Origin of the sequence: Bradyrhizobium sp. STM 3843 (genome assembly GCF_000239815.1) — a bacterium.
Taxonomy (GTDB): domain Bacteria; phylum Pseudomonadota; class Alphaproteobacteria; order Rhizobiales; family Xanthobacteraceae; genus Bradyrhizobium.
The window spans coordinates 44,271-63,127 of the sequence record NZ_CAFK01000323.1; the positions used below are offsets into that span (position 1 = coordinate 44,271).

Annotated in this window: 15 protein-coding genes; 13 read left to right on the plus strand and 2 right to left on the minus strand. The window is 64.7% G+C overall.

Annotation, left to right across the window (positions count from 1 at the left end):
- Nucleotides 1-154: 154 nt before the first annotated feature.
- The 13 genes from tolQ to BRAS3843_RS35755 all read left to right on the plus strand — a co-directional run bounded on the left by tolQ (nt 155) and on the right by BRAS3843_RS35755 (nt 16,774).
- On the plus strand, nt 155-868 hold the full coding sequence (tolQ, locus tag BRAS3843_RS35695; protein WP_008974139.1) for a protein TolQ: 714 nt from the start codon (nt 155-157) through the stop codon (nt 866-868).
- Nucleotides 869-907: 39 nt separating this feature from the next.
- The gene (locus tag BRAS3843_RS35700; protein ID WP_035983913.1) at nt 908-1,387 is read left to right on the plus strand and encodes a biopolymer transporter ExbD; all 480 of its coding nucleotides are present in this window, start codon (nt 908-910) and stop codon (nt 1,385-1,387) included.
- Nucleotides 1,384-2,403 carry a cell envelope integrity/translocation protein TolA gene (locus BRAS3843_RS35705; protein WP_008974141.1) on the plus strand — a complete coding sequence of 340 codons (1,020 nt, stop codon included), beginning with the start codon at nt 1,384-1,386 and terminating at the stop codon, nt 2,401-2,403. Before BRAS3843_RS35700 ends, BRAS3843_RS35705 begins: the two co-directional genes overlap by 4 nt.
- 26 nt (nt 2,404-2,429) lie before the next feature.
- Complete coding sequence (tolB, locus tag BRAS3843_RS35710; RefSeq protein ID WP_244425558.1) at nt 2,430-3,779, plus strand: Tol-Pal system beta propeller repeat protein TolB; 1,350 nt, start codon at nt 2,430-2,432, stop codon at nt 3,777-3,779.
- Between the two features lie 229 nt (nt 3,780-4,008).
- Nucleotides 4,009-6,345, plus strand: coding sequence for an EAL domain-containing protein (locus BRAS3843_RS35715; protein WP_035983914.1), 2,337 nt, complete (start codon nt 4,009-4,011; stop codon nt 6,343-6,345).
- A gap of 144 nt (nt 6,346-6,489) precedes the next feature.
- Nucleotides 6,490-7,215 (plus strand): hypothetical protein, encoded by a 726-nt coding sequence (locus BRAS3843_RS35720; RefSeq protein WP_008974144.1) that lies wholly within the window; start codon nt 6,490-6,492, stop codon nt 7,213-7,215.
- Nucleotides 7,216-7,506: 291 nt separating this feature from the next.
- Nucleotides 7,507-7,998, plus strand: coding sequence for a peptidoglycan-associated lipoprotein Pal (gene pal / locus BRAS3843_RS35725; RefSeq protein WP_035983915.1), 492 nt, complete (start codon nt 7,507-7,509; stop codon nt 7,996-7,998).
- 174 nt (nt 7,999-8,172) lie between these two features.
- Nucleotides 8,173-9,228, plus strand: coding sequence for a tol-pal system protein YbgF (ybgF, locus tag BRAS3843_RS35730; RefSeq protein WP_008974147.1), 1,056 nt, complete (start codon nt 8,173-8,175; stop codon nt 9,226-9,228).
- Nucleotides 9,229-9,457: 229 nt separating this feature from the next.
- Nucleotides 9,458-10,567 carry a tRNA lysidine(34) synthetase TilS gene (tilS, locus tag BRAS3843_RS35735; protein WP_008974148.1) on the plus strand — a complete coding sequence of 370 codons (1,110 nt, stop codon included), beginning with the start codon at nt 9,458-9,460 and terminating at the stop codon, nt 10,565-10,567.
- A 281-nt stretch (nt 10,568-10,848) separates the two neighbouring features.
- Nucleotides 10,849-12,771 carry an ATP-dependent zinc metalloprotease FtsH gene (gene ftsH / locus BRAS3843_RS35740; RefSeq protein WP_008974149.1) on the plus strand — a complete coding sequence of 641 codons (1,923 nt, stop codon included), beginning with the start codon at nt 10,849-10,851 and terminating at the stop codon, nt 12,769-12,771.
- 178 nt (nt 12,772-12,949) lie between these two features.
- Nucleotides 12,950-14,173, plus strand: coding sequence for a glycosyltransferase family 87 protein (locus BRAS3843_RS35745; protein ID WP_008974150.1), 1,224 nt, complete (start codon nt 12,950-12,952; stop codon nt 14,171-14,173).
- Nucleotides 14,174-14,361: 188 nt separating this feature from the next.
- Nucleotides 14,362-15,036: a TetR/AcrR family transcriptional regulator gene (locus tag BRAS3843_RS35750; RefSeq protein ID WP_008974151.1), complete on the plus strand. Its 675-nt coding sequence runs from the start codon at nt 14,362-14,364 to the stop codon at nt 15,034-15,036.
- A gap of 142 nt (nt 15,037-15,178) precedes the next feature.
- The gene (locus tag BRAS3843_RS35755) at nt 15,179-16,774 is read left to right on the plus strand and encodes a glycosyltransferase 87 family protein (protein WP_347379603.1); all 1,596 of its coding nucleotides are present in this window, start codon (nt 15,179-15,181) and stop codon (nt 16,772-16,774) included.
- Nucleotides 16,775-16,787: 13 nt separating this feature from the next.
- Here BRAS3843_RS35755 and pyk read toward each other — a convergent pair whose 3' ends face one another.
- Both pyk and BRAS3843_RS35765 read right to left on the minus strand, forming a co-directional pair.
- Nucleotides 16,788-18,224, minus strand: coding sequence for a pyruvate kinase (gene pyk, locus BRAS3843_RS35760; protein WP_008974153.1), 1,437 nt, complete (start codon nt 18,222-18,224; stop codon nt 16,788-16,790).
- Nucleotides 18,221-18,823, minus strand: coding sequence for a DUF1036 domain-containing protein (locus tag BRAS3843_RS35765; RefSeq protein WP_035983916.1), 603 nt, complete (start codon nt 18,821-18,823; stop codon nt 18,221-18,223). The genes pyk and BRAS3843_RS35765 overlap by 4 nt, the downstream gene beginning before the upstream one ends.
- Nucleotides 18,824-18,857: the final 34 nt, after the last annotated feature.

Here is an 18,857-nt window from a genome sequence, read left to right on the forward strand (position 1 = left end):
CTTTACCGCCGCGACGGCAGCGGCTGTGACCCCCGCCTGCTGCCTGTTCCCGGAACACCTGCAACAAAGACTTGCAAGACAGGACTTGCAACAGGATTTGGGACGCTCAAGACGTGAGACAGTCAGACTTGGGAAATTTGAGAGGATACTGCCAATGAACCCGGCCGACGTCGGTCAGTCCGCCTTACCGGTCGTCTCGGGCGATGTCTCGCTGATCGCGCTGTTCTGGCAGGCGCATTGGGTGGTGAAGGGCGTCATGCTCGGCCTGATCACCTGCTCGGTCTGGGTGTGGGCGATCGCGATCGACAAGACATTTCTCTATTCCCGCACCCGCCGCTCGATGGATCGCTTCGAGCAGGCGTTCTGGTCCGGTGAATCGATCGAGGAGCTTTATCGCGCGCTATCGGCCAAGCCGACCCAGTCGATGGCAGCCTGTTTTGTGGCGGCGATGCGCGAATGGAAGCGCTCCTTCGAGGGCCACGCCCGCTCATTCGCCGGTCTGCAGATGCGGATCGACAAAGTGATGAACGTCTCGATCACGCGCGAGGTGGAACGGCTGGAACGCCGGCTGCTGGTGCTCGCCACGGTTGGCTCTGCCGGCCCCTTCGTCGGCCTGTTCGGCACCGTCTGGGGCATCATGTCGAGCTTCCAGTCGATCGCCGCGTCGAAGAACACCTCGCTGGCCGTGGTCGCGCCCGGTATTGCGGAGGCGCTGTTTGCCACCGCGATCGGTCTGATCGCGGCCATTCCCGCGACCATTTTCTACAATAAATTCACCTCGGAGGTGAACCGGCAGGCCCAGCGTCTCGAAGGTTTTGCGGATGAATTTTCCGCAATCCTGTCGCGTCAGATCGACGAGCGGGGATGAGGACGGGTATACTGTAGCGGCTATGGCGAGCACCAGAACATGGGCATGAGCATGGGAAGCGCGTCCGGCGGCGGTGGCCGTCGGGGCCGGCGCAACAAGGCTGTCATGGCGGAGATCAACGTCACGCCCATGGTCGACGTGATGCTCGTGCTCCTGATCATCTTCATGGTCGCCGCGCCGCTACTGACCGTAAACATCCAGGTCGACCTGCCGCAGGCGCAAGGTGGCTCGGCCTCGACCGCCGACGCCAAGCCTCCGCTCGAGGTCACCGTTAAGAAAACCGGGGGCGGCTGCGCCTCCAAGGTCGACGTCTATCTCGGCGAGACGCAGATCGCGCTGAACGAGCTCGGGCCCAAGATCAAGGCGATGAAGGAAGCCAATGGCGCGGGCGGCGAGAACGTGGTCAAGATCCGCGGCGACCGCGACGCCTGCTATGCCGACATGATGAAGGTGCTGGGCATGGCGCGCGACGCCGGCTACCGCGCCAGCATTGTCGTGCTACCGGAACAGGGCTCATGACGCTGTCCGATGTCACCCGGTTCGTGCGCACGCGCAAAGGCACGGTGCTCTCCGTGCTTTTGCACGTGATCGTGCTCGGCTGGGGGCTGTTCAGCTTTTCCGCGCGCTCGATGGTGGCGCCGCCTGAGGACTTGGTGCCGGTCGACGTGATCTCGGACGACAACACGTCCAAGGCCAAGGCCGGTCACCTCGACGGCAAGAAGGAGAACCCGAAGCCGCTCGTCGACAAGATCGGCGACAAGAAGCCGGCCGAAGACATCGTCGGCAAGGTCGATACCAAGCCGGTGACCGAAACGGATGCAGCGCCGACGCCGCAGCCGAAGCCCGACAAGCCGGTGGAGAAGAAGCCCGATCCACCCAAGCCGGTCGAGAAGAAACCTGATCCGCCGAAGCCGGTGGCCGAGAAGAAGCCGGAGCCGCCGCAGCCTGCGCCTGCCGACAAGCCGAAGCCGGAAGAGAAGAAGCCCGATCCGTTCAACCCGGACCAGATCGCGAGCATGCTGAACAAGGATAAGGCCAAGCAGCCGCCGAAGCAGCAGCTGGCTGACGCCGCGCAGCCCGAGCCTCCGAAGCACAAGACCGAGCGCAAGTTCGACTACGAGAAGATTTCGAGCCTGATCAATCAAAAAGACCCGACCCGGCAGGCGGCCGCCGGCGCCGAACTGAACGCTAACGCCGCGCTCGGCACCGCGCGCGGGATGGCGGACAGCAATGTCGCGAGCTGGCGCGGAGCGTTCATGACGGCGGTGCGGCGCTGCTTCGGCTTCCCGTATAACGGCCAGGATGCCGATCTCTTCGAGGCCGATATCGACATTCCGATGCGTCCCGATGGAACGCTTGCGGCCGAGCCGGTGGTCGTGGCCCTTCGCGGGCCATCCCGATCGGTTGCCGCGGCGATGGCCGAGAGCGCAAAGCGCGCCATCGTCCAGTGCCAGACTTACACCTTCCTCCCGAAAAATCAGTACGACAGCTGGAGGAAGATCGAGACCACGTTTTCCCTGAAAGACATGCGATGAGTGCGAATTTCGAATCCAAGCTTGTCATGCGTTCACGTCATGGGCTGTCACGCCGCCGCTTTATTGCCGGTGCCGGCGTCGCGGCCGCCTCGCTGGGATGGTCTGCCGCATTGGCGCAGCAGGGACAGCAGCAGCAGGGCCGTGTGCGCATCGAGCCGGATGCGTTCCACCCGATTCCGATCGCGATCCCGCCCTTCGTGCCGGGAGGTCCGGCCGACGCCGACGTCGCCAACGGCATCTCGCAGGTAATCAACAACAACCTCAAGCGCAGCGGGCTGTTTGCTCCGATCGATCCGGCTGCCTTCGCCGAGCGCATCACCAATTTCGACGTTCCGCCGCAGTTCGCGAGCTGGCGGCCGCTCAATCTGCAGGGATTGGTGACCGGACGTGCAACGCGTCAGCCCGACGGCCGGCTCAAGGCCGAATTTCGTCTCTGGAACATCGACTCGCAGCAGCAGGTCACCGGCGCGCAATATGTCACCGCGCCGGAATATTGGCGCCGCATCGGCCACATCATCTCCGACCAGATCTACGCGCAGATGACCGGCGAGAAGGGCTATTTCGACAGCCGCGTCGTGTTCGTCGATGAGAGCGGTCCGTCCGAGCGCCGCGTCAAGCGGCTGGCGCTGATGGACCAGGATGGCGCCAATGTGCGTTATCTCACGCGCGGCGCCGATCTCGTGCTGACGCCACGCTTCTCGCCGTCGAGCCAGGAAATCACCTATATGGAATTCGGGCAGGGCGACCCGAAGGTCTATCTGTTCAATATCGAGAACGGCCAGCGCGAGATCGTCGGCAACTTCCCGGGCATGTCGTTCTCGCCGCGCTTCTCGCCCGACGGCCAGCGCATCATCATGAGCCTGCAGCAGGGCGGCAATTCCAACCTGTTCGTGATGGACCTGCGCTCGCGCACCACGACGCGGCTGACCGACACGCCGGCGATCGATACCTCGCCCTGCTACTCGCCGGACGGCAGCCAGCTCTGCTTCGAAAGCGATCGCGGCGGCAAGCCGCAGATCTACGTCATGCCAGCGGGCGGCGGGCAGGCACAGCGCATCTCGTTCGGCGACGGCACCTATTCGACTCCCGTGTGGTCGCCGCGTGGCGACTACATCGCTTTCACCAAGCAGGGTGGCGGTCAGTTCTCGATCGGCGTCATCAAGCCTGACGGCTCGGGCGAGCGCATCCTCACCGCCGGCTTCCACAATGAGGGCCCGACCTTCGCCCCCAACGGGCGCGTGTTGATGTTCTTCCGCGATCCCGGCGGTAACGCGGGGCCGTCGCTCTACTCGATCGACATCTCCGGCCGCAACGAGCTGAAGGTTCCCACCCCGGGCTACGCGTCGGATCCGGCGTGGTCGCCGCTGCTGTCGTAAGCGCGCGGGCAGGGCCGCCGGCCCAAAAATATGCTCACGTGTATCATTTATAAGATACACGCACCGGTGTTATGATGCCGGGACCGGGCAAGCCTTGCCTAGTCCGTTGTATGGATGGATGGATTTCGCTCCTGCGCGGCTGCAGCAAGCTTCCGCTAACGATATTCACTCAGAAAGACTTCATCTGCCATCGGTAATACTGCGCGGCGAACGGGACACGCGCGGTCGAATGCAGCTTGCAAGTCAGAAGGGATATACTGATCAGAGGATGTCGCCCGCGATCCACGCGGCGCTGATCGATTCTCTGTTCCAGGACCCCGGTCCGATGTTCGCCGGCGCGCTCTGCGCGGCGGTCGCGGCCGTGATGACCGCGATCAAGAGCGGCGATCCCAAGCTTTGGCCGTGTGCCGTTCTGCTGATCATTGTCGGCGCGTTTCGGTCCCTCGACATGCGCCGTTACCGACGGCTGCGCGATACCCATCAGCTGTCGCAATCGGCGATCGCGCGCTGGGAGCTCCGTTACCAGGTCGGCGCGATGGTCTACGCGCTGGTCCTCGGCGTGTGGTGCTTCGCCGCGGTGGCTGACAGCCCCGACCCTGTCGTGCATCTGATCGCGATCGCCGTCACGCTTTGCTACATGTCCGCAGGGGCGGGCCGGACCTATGGACGTCCCTGGATCTTCCACGTTCAGATCGTGCTGGCGTGCGGACCGCTGACGATCGCGCTCATGCTGAACGGCAGCCCTTATTACCTGGGCATGGCCGCGTTCTGCGTCCTGTTCTTCCTGTCGTTGAAGCACATCTCGACCAATCTGCAGAAGATGTTCGTCACGGCCTTCGTCGCGCGCGAGGGCGAGGCGGCGCTGGCCAGCCAGTTCGATACCGCGCTCAACAACATGCCGCACGGTCTGTGCATGTTCGGCGCCGACGGCAAACTCGCCGTCATGAACTATCGCTTCTGCCAGATGGCCGGTCTGCCGGACGACATCATTCACAGCGGTGCGAGCGCACACGACATCGTCGGCGCATGCGTCAACGCCGGCTCGATCTCGGCGGTCAACGGCACCATCATCCTGGCCCAGATCGAGAATACCAAGGCCCACAACATCGTCACCACCGATCCGGACTTGAGGCGCAACCGCTCGCTGTCCTGGACATTCCAGCCGATGGCCGGTGGCGGGGCGGTGGTGTTGCTCGAGGACATTACGGAGCGCCGGCAGGCCGAAGCCAGAATCACTCATCTGGCGCGCTACGACGAACTGACCACCTTGCCGAACCGCGTCAGCTTCCGCGATGAGATCGAGCGTCTGCTGAACATACGCCAGCCGGACGGTCAGCTTTCGGCGCTGCTGTTCGTCGATCTCGACCAGTTCAAGCAGGTCAACGACACGCTCGGACATCCTTGCGGTGATCAGCTGCTCTGTGCGGTGGCGCGGCGATTGCGTGACATGCTGCGGCCCGAGGATTTCGTGGCCCGCTTCGGCGGCGACGAATTCGTGGTCTTCCAGCGCAACATCCGTTCCAACGACGATGCCGCGATCTTGGCGCGGCGGATCGTGGATCATTTGAGCGAGCGCTATAAGATCGACAATCATCTGGTCGAGATCGGTGCCAGCGTCGGCATCGCGATGACTGCGCCCGGCGTCAGCGCCGACACCCTGTTGAAGAACGCCGACATGGCGCTCTATCGCGCCAAGGCCGACGGGCGCGGCACCTTCTGCTTCTTCCGCGACGAGCTGGCCCAGACCGTCGAAGCGCGACGCACGCTCGAGCTCGATCTGCGCAAGGCGCTGGCCAACGAGGAATTCGAGCTGTTCTACCAGCCGCTCGTCAATCTCAAATCCGGCAGGATCTCGACCTGCGAGGCGCTGTTGCGTTGGAATCATCCGGTGCGGGGCACCGTGTCGCCGGTCGACATCATTCCGGTGGCCGAGGATATGGGGCTGATCGTCGATCTTGGACGCTGGATTCTGCGCAGGGCGTGCCTGGAATGCGTCAAATGGCCGGAGACGGTCAGCGTTGCCGTGAACTTCTCGCCGCAGCAGTTTCATCAGCGCGATGTCTTGAGCGAGGTGCGTTATGCCCTGGAGGTCTCGGGCCTGCCGCCGCATCGGCTTGAGATCGAGATCACCGAATCCTCACTGTTGCGCAACACGCAGCTGACCCACGACGTGCTCTCGCAACTGCATGCGATCGGCGTGCGGATTTCGCTCGATGATTTCGGCACCGGCTATTCCAGCCTGAGCTATCTGCATAACTTCCCGCTGCAGAAGGTGAAGATCGATCGCTCGTTCCTCGAGGGCATCGACACCGACCGTCCGCTGACCTTGCTGCGTGGCGTGGCACGTCTTTCGGCCGATCTCGGCATGTCGGTCGTGGTTGAGGGCATCGAAACCAATGAGCAACTTGAACTGATCAGCGTCGATGGCACGGTGACGGAGGCTCAGGGCTATCTGTTCAGCCGGCCGGTGCCGGCTGTGCGCATCCGCCAGCTCCTCAATGCCTCGCATGGCCGCCAATCGGACAACGATCCTATGTTCGCGGTTCGTGGCCGCTCGATCGGCTGAACCGCCAAAGACACCAATACGATCCGTTGTATTACGGGCGTCCCACACGTCATTAACTCTATGCCGCTGAAATCTTTGCATCCCTGTTAACGAGCTGTTAAGCTTTAACTGTTCGCGTAAAAGTTGTGTGCAAAGGGGTTTCTTATGAAGTCTGCGGCTGGATCCGCCGCTGTTGCTCTGGAACGGAAGGCCGACCCTTTAGAGAATGTCGACTACAGACTGGCAGTAACCCCGGAAGACAAAGAGCGGATCTACCGCCTGCGCTACAACGCCTATCTGCGCGAGGGGGCGATCCTCCCGTCCGAGAGCGAACGCGTCACCGACGAATATGATGATCTGCCGAACAGTTTCATCTTTGGCGTCTTCGTCGATGGCGACCTTTACAGCTCGATCCGCGTCAGCGTCCTGAACTCGGAGTGGCGCGAATCGCTGTCAGCCGGAATGTTCCCGGATCTGATCCTTCCGGAACTGGATCGGGGCAAAGTGATCATCGATCCGACGCGATTCGTTGCTGATCCCGAAAAGGCGCGCCGTTTTCCGGCTCTGCCCTACGTCACAGTGCGCCTCGGCTATGTTGCCTGCGCGCATTTCAACGCAGACATCGGCCTCGCCAATGTCCGGCCCGAGCATCGGGCGTTCTATCGCAAAGTGTTTCTCCAGGAGCCTTGGGGCGAGCCGCGGCTCTATTCCGGCCTGATCAAGCCGGTCGGGTTGGTCGCTGCGCATTATCCCTCGATCCGCGACCGGGTGTTCCAGCGCTTTCCCTTCATGCGTTCGAGCGCGTTCGAGCGGCGCATGCTGTTCGAGCGTCCCGGCGATCAGGCCTTCATCCGCTCGTTCAGGATTCGCCCGGCTGTGATTGCCGGCTGAACGGCGGCATTTGCACTGTTTTTTGGCTGCAAAACCGGTCAAGCCAGAAATTGTTGCGCAAAATCTTTTGTTCCGGAAAATCGGCCCGGAAGTCCTGCATTTCCACCGGCCGGACTCTTGCCTTCACCCTGGCGCCACATTTACAACGCATTAACCACCGCGGTCGCTTTTGGCGGTTCGTTAGCTTTTGACCCAGTCCAGCAAGACCTCGTCAAGGTTGACGGAACGTTCGCTTAACCATCGCCCTGTAGACCGGATGACAGTCTAGAACGTGAGCGTGGAGGCTCCGGAATGAAATATCAGATGCGTATCCTCCAGGGATTGAAGCTGGCCGCCGTGCTCGCGGTCGCGCTGTCGATGGGCGCCTGCGCCAACAAGAATCTGACCGGTATGGACGCCAATGCAAACGCAGCGACGCCGGGCAGCCAGCAGGACTTCGTGGTGAATGTCGGCGACCGCGTGTTCTTCGAAAGCGACCAGACCGACCTCACGCCGCAGGCGACCGCGACCTTAGACAAGCAGGCGCAGTGGCTGCAGACCTATCCGCGCTATCAGTTCACCATCGAAGGCCATGCCGACGAGCGCGGCACCCGCGAATACAACATCGCGCTCGGCGCCCGCCGCGCCCAATCGGTCCGCAACTATCTCGCCTCGCGCGGCATCGACCCGAGCCGCATGCGCACGATTTCGTACGGCAAGGAGCGCCCGGTCGCGGTCTGCAACGACATCTCCTGCTGGTCGCAGAACCGCCGCGCGGTCACGGTCCTGAACGCCAGTTCATAAGCCTGAACAAGATTGACCAACCAAAGCCGGCGTCCGGAAGGGGCGCCGGCTTTGTCGCGTTTGCGGCTTGCATCTTTCGCTCGAACGTCATTTGTCTGAATCGGATTTTTGCAGTAAGTGCCTCGCCCAAAGAGGCGCGCGTTCGAGTGCTCCGATCCGGTCGTTCAGGGCAACATGTCATCCAAAACCCTTCAAGGAACCGCCGCTGCGACGATAGCTGCGCTGGTGCTGCTGTCGTTGCCGGTCTTGTCATCGCCGGCCTGGGCGCAGGCCGATGAGGATCCGGAGGTGCGCATCGAGCGGCTGGAGAATCAGCTGCGGCAGCTCACCGGCCAGAACGAGGAATTGCAGTACCGCAACCGCCAGCTCGAGGAGCGGCTGCGCCAGATCCAGGGCGGGGTGCCCGGAGCGCCCGCGGCACAGCCGAATGCCGCCGCCGCACCACCGCCGCAGCCGACCCCGGCCTATGGTCAGCCGGCGCAGCCAGGCTACGGACAGCCTGCCCAACCGCAATATGGCGGCCAGCCCCAGGCCTATCCCCAGCAGCAGCCTGGATATGGCCAGCCGCAGGCTGCAGCACCTGCGCCAATCGCGCAGGATCCGGCTGGTCCGGGCAGGGGAGGGCGCCGCGGCGACGCCTTCGATCCGAACCAGAATCCGAATGCGCCGGGCGCGCCGCAGGCGCTCGGTGGCGGTCAGCTGCCGATGCAGAGCGGCGGCGGTGCACCCGCCGGCCAGCCGATGAACCTCGCCAATACTCCGGCGGGCCGATACCCGCAAAGCGGGGCGCCACCGGCTGCTGCGGCTGCTCCCGGCCCGGGCGGGATCGACACGGCGCCACCGACGCAGTCGCCGCGCGACGAATATGACCTCGGCATCGGCTATATGCAGCGCAAGGACTATGCGCTGGCCGAACAGACCATGCGCAACTTCGCGCAAAAGTATCCCAACGATCCGATGGTCGGCGACTCGCAATATTGGCTCGGCGAGAGCTTCTTCCAGCGGCAGCAATATCGCGAGGCTGCCGAGGTCTTCCTGGCGGTGACGACCAAACACGAGAAGTCGGCGAAGGCGCCGGATGCGCTGCTCCGGCTGGGCCAGTCGCTGGCGGCCCTGAAGGAGAAGGAAGCCGCTTGCGCGGCCTTCGGCGAGATCACGCGCAAATACCCGCGCGCCTCGGCCGGCGTGAAAGCCGCCGTCGATCGCGAGCAGAAGCGGGTGAAGTGCTGAGGGTTGCCCGCGCCTAAGGCGCGATGGCGTGGATTGGGTTGCTACCTTGCGTCACCATGACTGTCGTCCCGGCGGAACGCCGGGACCCATAAACACAGTCGGGCGTGATAGGCTCAAGCGGTCGCTCCAGCATATTTCAACAATTGACATCGGTGGTTATGGATCCCTGCGTTCGCAGGGATGACAGCTGAGTTTGTGGTTCGCACCTCGCGCGCCTAATCTGCCGCGCATGGCACGGCAGAAAACAGCGCGGGACAAAGCCACAGACGACGACCGTCCGATCTCGGACGCCGAGGTCGAACGCCTGTTCTCCCCTCTGTCCGATGCGCCCGCATTGGTGCTTGCGGTCTCCGGCGGCCCGGATTCGATGGCGCTGATGTGGCTTGCGGCACGTTGGCGAGATCAGCGCGCGCAAGGTCCGCGCCTCATCGCCGTCACGGTCGATCACGGCCTGAGGAGGGAGGCTGCCCGCGAGGCGCGCGAGGTCAAACGGGTGGCGCGCACGCTGGACCTGCCGCATCGCACCTTGCGCTGGCGTGGCGACAAGCCCGCCTCCGGCGTACCTGAGGCGGCGAGAGCCGCGCGCTACCGATTGCTGGTGCAGGCCGCGCGGAGCGCCGGCGCAAGCCACATCGTCACCGCACATACCAGGGACGACCAGGCCGAAACGCTTCTGATGCGACTGCTCCGCGGCAGCGGGATTGCAGGCCTCGCGGCAATGTCGGCCATCAGCGAACGGGAGGGGCTTGCGCTGGCGCGCCCCTTGCTCGGCATCTCCAAGGCGCAGCTCATCGCGACATTGCAGGCGGCCGAGATCAAGTTCATCGAAGATCCGACCAATGTCGATCCCGCCTTCACGCGGCCGCGGCTGCGCGCGCTGATGCCGGCGCTCGCCGCCGAAGGCGGTGATGCGCGCAATCTGGCCCGGCTTGCGGCCCGTTTCGCCCGGGCCAATGCGGCGATCGAGGTGCTGGCCGATGGCGCCGAGCGTTATCTGGCGCTGACCAGCCGCATGAATTCGGGAGCCTCCGGTGGCCAGCGCAAGCAGCCCGCGCGCGGGCAGGTGTTCGACCTCCGCGCGTTTGCGGCCTTGCCGGAGGAAATTCGGCTGCGTCTCCTGATCCGCACGGTCGATCGTTTCGGGACTGAGGGGCCGGTGGAACTCGGTAAGGCCGAGGCGCTGCTGACCAGGCTGGACCGGGCTTTTGCGGAGTTTGCAGGAGGTGGCGAAGCCACGCGAGACAGGTTAAAATCGACCCTTGCCGGTGCGTTGGTAAGCGTGGCTAATGGTCAGATCCGCTTCGAACCGGCGCCGGCCCGTCGCGCTCGGAGCGGCTGACGGTCCAGCCTGCCATTCGGCCGCCTCGGCGGCTCCCTTGGTGGCTTCCTTGGCGGCCCCTTAACCACCTGCAATGGCGCAGCTTTCCAGAGCCATTTTTCGCACTGGAATCGATGTCGGATGCGGTAAATAGTCCTGAGTGGTTCCCTTGGCATTGTAGCGAGTGGCACCTAAATTAGACGACGGTCGACCGGGGGATTCCCTCGTGGCTACCTAGGGATAAGTCCAGGACCCATCCAGGGACAGACGGCCGCGATCCGCGCGACCACGAAGGAAAATCGATGAACGCCAATCTGCGTAATTTCGCCCTTTGGGTCATAATTGTTCTGTTGCTGTTGGCGCTGTTCACGCTTTTCCAGAACCCAAGCCAACGCACCTCCTCGACCGATATCTCGTTCTCGCAGCTGCTTACCGAAGTCGACCAGGGCCATGTCCGCGACGTCGTGATCCAGGGGCCGGAAATTCACGGCACCTTCAGCAACGGCACGTCCTTCCAGACCTATGCGCCGAACGACCCGAACCTGGTGAAGCGTCTGTATGACGCCAAGGTCCAGATCACCGCGAAGCCGCCGGGCGACAACGTGCCGTGGTTCGTCTCGCTCTTGGTCTCCTGGCTGCCGTTCATCGCGCTGATCGGCGTGTGGATTTTCCTGTCGCGGCAGATGCAGGGCGGTGCCGGCAAGGCGATGGGCTTCGGCAAGTCGCGCGCCAAGATGCTGACCGAGGCGCATGGCCGCGTCACCTTCGAGGACGTCGCCGGCGTCGACGAGGCCAAGCAGGACCTGCAGGAGATCGTCGAATTCCTGCGCGACCCCGGCAAATTCCAGCGGCTCGGCGGCCGCATTCCGCGCGGCGTGCTCCTGGTCGGTCCTCCCGGCACCGGCAAGACCTTGATCGCGCGTGCGGTGGCAGGCGAAGCCAACGTGCCGTTCTTCACCATTTCGGGTTCGGACTTCGTCGAGATGTTCGTCGGCGTCGGCGCAAGCCGCGTCCGCGACATGTTCGAGCAGGCCAAGAAGAACGCGCCCTGCATCATCTTCATCGACGAAATCGACGCGGTCGGCCGCCATCGCGGCGCGGGTCTCGGCGGCGGCAATGATGAGCGCGAGCAGACGCTGAACCAGCTGCTCGTCGAGATGGACGGCTTCGAGGCCAATGAGGGCGTGATCCTGATCGCGGCCACCAACCGGCCCGACGTGCTCGATCCCGCCTTGATGCGTCCTGGCCGCTTCGACCGTCAGGTCGTGGTGTCGAACCCCGATATCATGGGCCGCGAACAGATCCTCAAAGTTCATGTCCGCAAGGTGCCGCTGGCTCCCGACGTCAACCTGAAGACCATTGCGCGTGGCACACCCGGCTTCTCCGGCGCCGACCTGATGAACCTCGTCAACGAGGCGGCGCTGACGGCGGCCCGCCGCAACAAGCGCATGGTCACCCAGGCCGAGTTCGAGGAGGCCAAGGACAAGGTGATGATGGGCGCCGAGCGCCGCTCGATGGTGATGACGGAGGAGGACAAGATGCTCACCGCCTATCACGAGGCGGGCCACGCCATCGTCGCGCTCAACGTGCCGAGCCACGACCCGATCCACAAGGCCACGATCATTCCACGTGGCCGGGCGCTCGGCATGGTGCAGTCGCTGCCCGAGAGCGACCGCCACTCGCACACCCGCGAATGGTGCGTCTCCAAGCTGGCCATGGCGTTCGGCGGCCGTGAGGCCGAGGTGCAGAAGTTCGGTGCCGACAAGGTGACGAACGGTGCCACCGGCGACATCCAGCAGGCCACGGGCTTGGCGCGGGCGATGGTGATGGAATGGGGCATGTCGGACAAGCTTGGCCGCGTGCGCTACCAGAGCAATGAGCAGGAGGTCTTCCTCGGTCACTCCGTGGCGCGCTCGACCAACATCTCCGATGACACGGCTCGCTTGATCGACTCGGAAATCCGCAGCCTGATCGAGGCCGGTGAGCAGGAAGCGCGCCGCATCATCACCGAGAAGCGGGACCAATGGGAGATGATCGCGCAGGCGCTGCTCGAATATGAGACGCTGACGGGCGAGGAGATCATCGACCTCCTGAAGGGCAAGAAGCCGAACCGCGAGTCGGTGGTCGAGCCGTCGACCCCGCGTGCCTCCGCCGTGCCGCCGGCCGGCAAGCCGCGGCCGCGTCCCGATCCGGATCCCGGTCTCGAGCCGCAGCCGCAGGCGTAAGCGACACATCTTATTAAGGTGATGAAAAGCCCGGCGATGAGCCGGGCTTTTTCATGTGCCCACGACATGCCGTGAGATGCGGGTCTCGGGCGGGTCGAGCCGCTTAAGCCTTCCTCAAGCGGTTTTCGCCTATTGCTGCCTGGCTGACGCGCCGTCCTGGCGCGAGGACGAGGTCCGCATGGCCGACAGCTTCCCTGCTTCCGCCGCAAAGCCGCAGCCGAACGCCGTGCCGACCGGGCTGCTTGTGGTCTGCTTCGCGCTTCTGTGCATCAACGCCTCGTTCTTCCCGACGGCCTATGTGTCCGGCGGCTGGATCTGGGACGAAACCGGCCGCGGCATTCCGACCGATTTCGTCAACGTGTGGGCCGCGGGCAAGCTCGCGCTGCAGGGACATCCGGCGCTGGCCTGGGACTGGGACGTTCAGCGGGCCATCGAGCTCGATCTGCTCAAGCAGGACTTTCCCGGTTATTTCGCCTGGCACTATCCGCCGCCGTTCCTGTTCGTGGCGGCATTGCTGGCGCAATTTCCTTACACGGTCGCGTTCATCGGCTGGCTGGCCGTGAGCTTCGTGCCCTATCTCGCTGTGATGCGCGCGATCGTCGGCCGTGCCTTCGGCTTCCTGCTCGCTGCCGGGCTTCCGGTCGTATTCTCCAACACGCTGGTGGGGCAGAACGGATTCCTGACCGCGGCCTTGGTCGGCGGTACGCTCTATCTCTTACCCGTACGTCCCGTGTTGGCCGGCATCTGCTTGGGGTTTCTGACCTACAAACCGCAATATGGCTTGCTGTTTCCGATTGTGCTGATCGCGGCCGGCCGTTGGACCACCTTCGCCGCCGCCGGCGTGACCGCGGTCGCGCTCGCCGGCATCTCCACGGTCGCCTTCGGGCTCGAGAGCTGGCAGGCCTTCCTGCATTGGATGCCGCATTTCTCGCAGGCCTTCCTCACCGAGGGCAAGGCCACCTGGTGGAAGCTGCAGAGCATCTTCTCGCTGGTCCGCTACTGCGGCGGCTCGGAAGCGATTGCCTGGGCGTTCCAATGGGTGCTGACGGCGGCCGTTGCGGTCGTGCTGGTGATGATGTGGCGCAGTCCGGTGCGCTACAGTCTGAAGGCCGCAGCGCTCGCGGTTGGGACCCTGCTCACCACGCCCTACCTCTTCATGTATGACATGATGGTGATGGCCGTTGCCGCTGCCTTCCTGGTGCGGGTCGGGCTCAAGGACGGATTCCGGACTCATGAGCTGGCCGCGCTCGGCTGCGCCATCCTGCTCCCCGTCACATTCATCCTGTTCGGCATCCCCGTTGGCCTCGCCGCGAATCTGATCGTTGCCGGCATCATATTGCGGCGGGCGGGGCCGTGGTGGCGGCGGGAACCGGCTGGCGCTCCCGTTGCCGTGGCCGCCTAAGCTTTGTTGCTCGGCCTCATACCTTTAGCCAAGTCGCCTGTAGCCAAGTCAACGATTTGCGACTTGTCATTCGCTCTGAATAAGTGTTCAGTTCTTATTGAGCAGATTGCGAGGCTTGCCTCCAAAAACAGTGAATTTCCGTTCGTCGCGGCACCGCCGGGACGACGGGGCGGGATGAGAAGCGCTCCATGGTGTACCGACGGACCCATCAGGTCGTGAAGCGGCTGGCTGCCCGCCGCAGCGCCATCCTGGCAGCAGCCCGCGAGGCCGCTGCCGAGGGTGGCATGGCCGCGGTGCAGATCGCGCCGGTCGCCGTGAAGGCCAACGTTGCCGCCGGAACTGTCTACCGCTACTTCCCGTCGAAGGCGGATCTGATCTCCGAATTGATTGCCGAGGTCTCCCGCGACGAGCTCGCCGCGGTCCGGCGCGCCGCCGATGCGGCGCCGGGACCATCCTCGGCACTCGCCGCCGCCATCTCCACGGTCGCCGTGCATGTCCTGTCGCAGCGCAAGCTCGCCTGGGGGATCTTGGCCGAGCCGGTCGATGTCGACGTCACGGCGTCCCGAATCGCGAGCCGGCGCGAGATCGCCGACGAAATCGCCTCCCGGATCGAGGCTGCGGTTCGCGCCGGTCATCTGCCGGCGCAGGATACCCAGCTCGCCGCGACCGCGCTGCTCGGCGCGCTGCATGAGGCGCTGGTCGGGCCATTGGCGCCGGACAATCTCGACGATCCCGTCAGGCTGCGCGACACGGTTCAGGCCGTGACCCTGCTGGCGTTGCGCGCGGTCGGCGTCATGGACGCCCGTGCCCGCGGGCTCGTGGTGCAGGCCGTGCTGCCGGTGAAGACCCTGGTCGGCGCCTGAGGGCGATCGCCGCTCGATCCGCCTTAAGCAGAGATTCACTCAGCCCAGCCATGGTGCAGGCTGATGCCTCCGCGTGCAATCGCGCGGTCGCCGTAACCGTGACGCAGGCGCTTCCGCTCTGATGGTGATTGCACGCAGACGATTGGCGATACCGCTCGTGATCGCCGGCTCCGCTTTGGCCGGCGCCCTCTATTCGTATGTCGCCGGCGAAGACATCAATTGGGACTGGCAGAACTATCACGACTATGCAGGCTTTGCCCTGAGCCAGGGCCGCTTCGACATCGATGTCATGCCGGGCGGTTTCCAGAGCTTTCTCAACCCGCTGATCTATCTGCTGCCCTACGCGCTCCGTCATGGCCTCGATGCGCCCTGGTGGGGCGTGGCGCTCGGCGCGCTGCACGGCCTCAATCTCGCGCTGATCACCTGGATCACGCGCGTGATGCTCGGCGCGCAGGCGCGTCCGCCGGTCCTCGTTGCTGCGGTCCTGATCGCCGCGTGCGGCCCGATGAGCCTGTCGGAGGTCGGCACCAGCTTTGCCGACATTCTCACCGCCATACCAATCCTTGCCGGCATCGGGCTGATCCTGACCGACCGCGAACAGGATGGCCGGCGTCTTTTGCTTGCCGGGCTTCTGATCGGCGCCGCCACCGGATTGAAGCTCACCAATGCGACATTCCTGATCGGGGCCGGGGTCTGTTTGTTGCTCGCGGCGCGCCCGCTTGCGGCGATGCTGTCCTTCGGTGCCGGCAGTGTCGCCGGTGTGCTCGCGGCCGGGGGCGCCTGGGCGTTCAAGATGTGGCGCGACTTCGGCAGCCCGCTGTTTCCGTTCTACAACACGATCTTCCATTCGCCGGAGGCGCCGCCGGCCTCGATCGTCGATACCCGCTTCATGCCGCAGAGCCTCGCCGATGCGTTGGCCTATCCGTTCTATTGGCTGGTCGGACTGCATCCCTCGTCGGAATGGGCCTTTCGCGATCCGCGCTTTGCGCTGGTCATCGTGCTGCTGCTCGCGACGATTGCTGCAGGTGTATGGTGCCGGCGCGAGCTCTTGCAACTGCGCGACCGGCAGTTCCTGATATTCTTCTGGGTGAGCTATGTGCTGTGGATGCTGGCGTTCTCGATCCAGCGTTACCTGATCCCGCTCGAACTGCTATCAGCGCCGCTGATCCTGCTGCTGATCACCCGGCTGATGGCGGCCCCGCAGCTGTCCCGATCGTTCGACGTGAGCGCGCGTCCGCGCGCGCAGCACGTCGTCGCCGTCATCATCGCGCTTGCGATCGTGCTGTGGTCGCGGCCGACCGATTGGACGCGGCGGCCGTGGTCCGACCCGTATCGTCCGCAGCTCGCGGCCGCGTTGCAGAGCCCTGCGACCTTCCTGCTCCTGCAGAAGCCGCTCGGTCATGTCGTGTCACGGCTCCCCGCCGGTTCGCGGATCTATCAGCTCTCCGAGCTGGTGCTGCCGGTCGTGCCGGGCGGCGTGCTGGACCGGCGCATCCGCGCCGGCCTCGCCGATCCCTTGCCGGGTGGGATCTGGGCACTCTATTTCTCCAAGAGCTCGGCGGACAATCCGCCGAGGCTCGAGGCGCTCGAGTCCTATGACCTGAAGATCGATCCGAGCAGGGCGTGCGAGCGGATCGCCGGTGTCGATCGCATCGACATCGAGGCTTGTCCGGTGATATCGCGCGCGGCATCGGCCTCGACCGCGGGGCTCGACGGCGCTGGCCGCGCCTCCAATTAGTTCCTCGCCCTGCTCATATGTGGGCGTCGCCGGACGGGCCGACATAGGCGATGCGCACCATGTTGGTGGTGCCGGGCGTGCCGAGCGGCACGCCGGCGACGATCAGGACGCGCTGGCCGGCGCGGACGAAGCCGTCGCGAAACGCGATCGAGCCGGCGCGGTTGACCATGTCGTCCTGGTCGCGCGCGTCCTCGGCGACCACGCAGTGCACGCCCCAGACCACGGACAATTTGCGCCCTGTGGCGATGTTCGGGGTGATGGCGACGATGGGCGGTTTCGGCCGCTCGCGCGCGACCCTGATCGCGGTCGAACCCGAGGAGGTCCAGCAGATGATGGTGGGCAGATCCAGCGTCTCGGCGATCTGCCGCGCCGCATCTGCGATGGCGTCACCAGCAGTCGCTTCCGGGTCCGGCCGCTGTGCCGTGATGACCGCGCGATAGGTCAGATCGCGCTCCACTTCCTCGCCGATCCGATTCATGGTCGAGACCGCTTCGACCGGATATCTGCCGGCCGCCGATTCGGCCGACAGCATGATCGCGTCAGCGCCCTCATAGACTGCGGTGGCGACGTCGGAGACTTCTGCGCGGGTCGGCACCGGCGACTGGATCATCGATTCCAGCATTTGCGTTGCCACCACCACCGGCTTGCCGGCGCGGCGGGCCAGCCGTGTCATCTGCTTCTGCAGGCCCGGCACCCGCTCCAGCGGCAGCTCGACGCCGAGGTCGCCGCGCGCCACCATCAGCGCGTCGGACGCCTCCAGGATATCAGGCAGCCGCTCGATCGCCTGCGGCTTCTCGATCTTTGACATGACGGCGGCGCGGCCGCGGATGATCTTCTTGGCGTCCAGCACGTCATCGGCGCGCTGCACGAAGGACAGCGCGACCCAATCGATGCCGGTATTGAGCGCCGCATCGAGATCGGCGCGGTCCTTCGGCGTCATCGCCGACACCGGCAGGTCGGTGTCGGGCAGGCTCACGCCTTTGCGATCGGACATCCGGCCGCCGACCACCACGCGGGTGATGGCATAATTCGGCGAGGTCTCCTCGGCGACCAGCCGCACCTTGCCGTCATCGAGCAGCAAAGCGTGGCCGGGGCGCAGCGCGGCCAGAATCTCCGGATGCGGGAGATAGACCCGGCTGGAATCGCCGGGCGTCTTGTCCGAATCCAGCACGAAGGGCTGGCCGTTCGCCAGCTGCACGGCGCCCTCGGCAAAGGTGCCCAGGCGGAGCTTCGGCCCCTGCAGGTCGACCAGTATGCCGATCGGCCGACCGTAGCTTGATTCGACATTGCGGATCGTGGCCACCAGCTCCCGCATCTTGTCATGCGGGGTGTGGCTCATATTGATGCGGAAAATGTCGGCGCCCGCCTCGAACAGCTTGCGGATCATCGCGCTGTCCGAGGACGCCGGGCCTAACGTCGCCAGGATCTTGATACGGCGCAGTCGCCTCATGGCTTGGGCGCTGGCGAGGCTGGCGGCTGGCCGGGCGCAGCCGGCGGAGGAGCGGTGCCTTGCGGCGCGGCCGGCAGACCCGGCACATTGCCGCCAGGCCCAAGCGTTCCCGGAATGCCCGGCACCCGTTGCTGCGAGGGCTGCTCATTGGCTTCGGTCAGTTGCACGGTCCAGGCGCGCTGATCGCCGGTGTCGACCTCGAAGAAGCCGGTGCGGTCGAAGCCGCGCGCCAGGCAGTTCTCGGTGCCCTTGATGGTGAATTCCTTGTCGCGCGAGCACATGAAGGCTTGGCCCGACCACTCGCCGCCGCGGTCATAGTCCAGCGCGTAAATGTAGTAATAGCGCGCGACCAGGGTTCCCTTGAGCAGGGTTTCGCAGCTGCGCGAGGAGACGTTCCACCAGCCTTCGGTGGTCCAGCCTTCCGCATCCTTGTAGCCGAGCGCAACCCCGACGCGGCTCGAGGTGTTGTTGCAGAGGCGGAAATCCGCCGCCGCGGGACTGGTCCATAGACAGAATGTAGCCAGCCCAAGCACCGACAGCAGGCCGAGGCCCGGGCGGCAAAGCATGGGCTGGGGAAGGGTGGAGGTTTTGGGGATCATTGCGCGACGCTATATCAAACCTTGACTGGTGTCG